We start from the raw sequence: 1,318 nt of genomic DNA on the forward strand, positions 1-1,318 counted from the left end.
AAATTTACAGTGTAAAAAAATAAATCCGAAAGTGTGGACTCGTTCGTAGTTCCGTTAGTTTTTTTAGAAATCGAATTAAGTGAGGAGCAAATGCCATCCATTCAAAGGTTGACCCATTCACCCATTTTTCTTGTTTCGGTGTTTTTTGTTTTCCTCTCGGCAGCACTTGGCGTTAGTCGAATAACACATTCTTCAACGAGCAATGACATTGCTGTGTCAGCCGTTTTGGTTGAGACGCTTGGTGATGGTGGCGAGATTTTCGTGCCAGAATATGAGCAGTTTGTTGCGCGTGTTGAGGCTGCACAGCGCGTAGAGCTAGGCTTTGATATCGCAAGCCGGCTTGTCTCTATTTCAAAGAAAGAAGGTGAGGCCTTTGTTGCTGGGGAGATTCTCGCGCAGCTTGATACTGCTCGTTTGCAAGCAAGACAAACCGAGTTGCGTGCGACGCGTGATAGGGCGGTTGCTTCATTAGATCTTGCTAAGTCATCTCTCAAGCGAACAAAAGGGCTGCGCACAAATAGTAATGTTTCTGCTCAGGCTTTAGATGAAGCCATCCGACAACGACAAGCAGCAGAGGCTGACCTAGCGTTCGCGAATGCACAATTGTCATCGATTAAGTTGGAATTGCAGAAATCTGTACTCAAGGCGCCTTTTGATGGGGTGGTGATTGAGCGTCTGAGCGACGTCGGCAGAACAATGAGTGTTGGCTTGCCAGTTCTCTTGGTCGAGCAAAGCGCTATGGCAGAGATTCGAGCAAGCTTGCCTTTACGAGTCGCCCAGAAACTGGCTGAAGGGCAGGCGGTTCGTCTTGAACATTCTGCTGGAGTGTTTGAAGCCAAGGTTGATCGCATCAAGTTTAGTCTTTCGGGCAATCGAGCGTCAGACGTGTTTCTGCACGTTGCCGATATAGATGAACGAGGTTTAGTTCCCGGTGAAATCTTGAGTCTGCAATTACGTAGTGATCGTCAGCGCTCTGGTTTATGGCTGCCGATAGAGGCACTGAGTGAATACGGTCGCGGTTTATGGTCAGTGTATCTTGCTGAGCCGCTTGCAGTGGAAGGTGAAGCGAATTCTGTAGGTGATGCAACCGCTGTAATCTCTCGAAAAACGGTGATGATCGATCGCTTTGCAGGCGACTACGTTTTGGTAAGGGGCGGACTCGCGAAAGATGATTTGCCGAACGTTGTGCTCAGAGCTACGCATAGAATTGTGGCGAATCAAAAAGTCCGATATGCCGATCAAAACGCCGTGATCGTAGGAGCCCAGTAATGCAGAAATCTGGATCACGCTTAAGCTCTGTCAGTGCTGCGTTTTACGA

The 1,318-nt window shown here is 48.2% G+C and carries 1 protein-coding gene; it reads left to right on the plus strand.

Annotation, left to right across the window (positions count from 1 at the left end; translation table 11 throughout):
* The first annotated feature begins 90 nt into the window (after window positions 1–90).
* The gene (locus A3762_RS07720) at window positions 91–1,269 is read left to right on the plus strand and encodes an efflux RND transporter periplasmic adaptor subunit (protein WP_068755496.1); all 1,179 of its coding nucleotides are present in this window, start codon (window positions 91–93) and stop codon (window positions 1,267–1,269) included.
* Window positions 1,270–1,318: the final 49 nt, after the last annotated feature.

The sequence above is a fragment of the Oleiphilus sp. HI0125 genome (genome assembly GCF_001635355.1).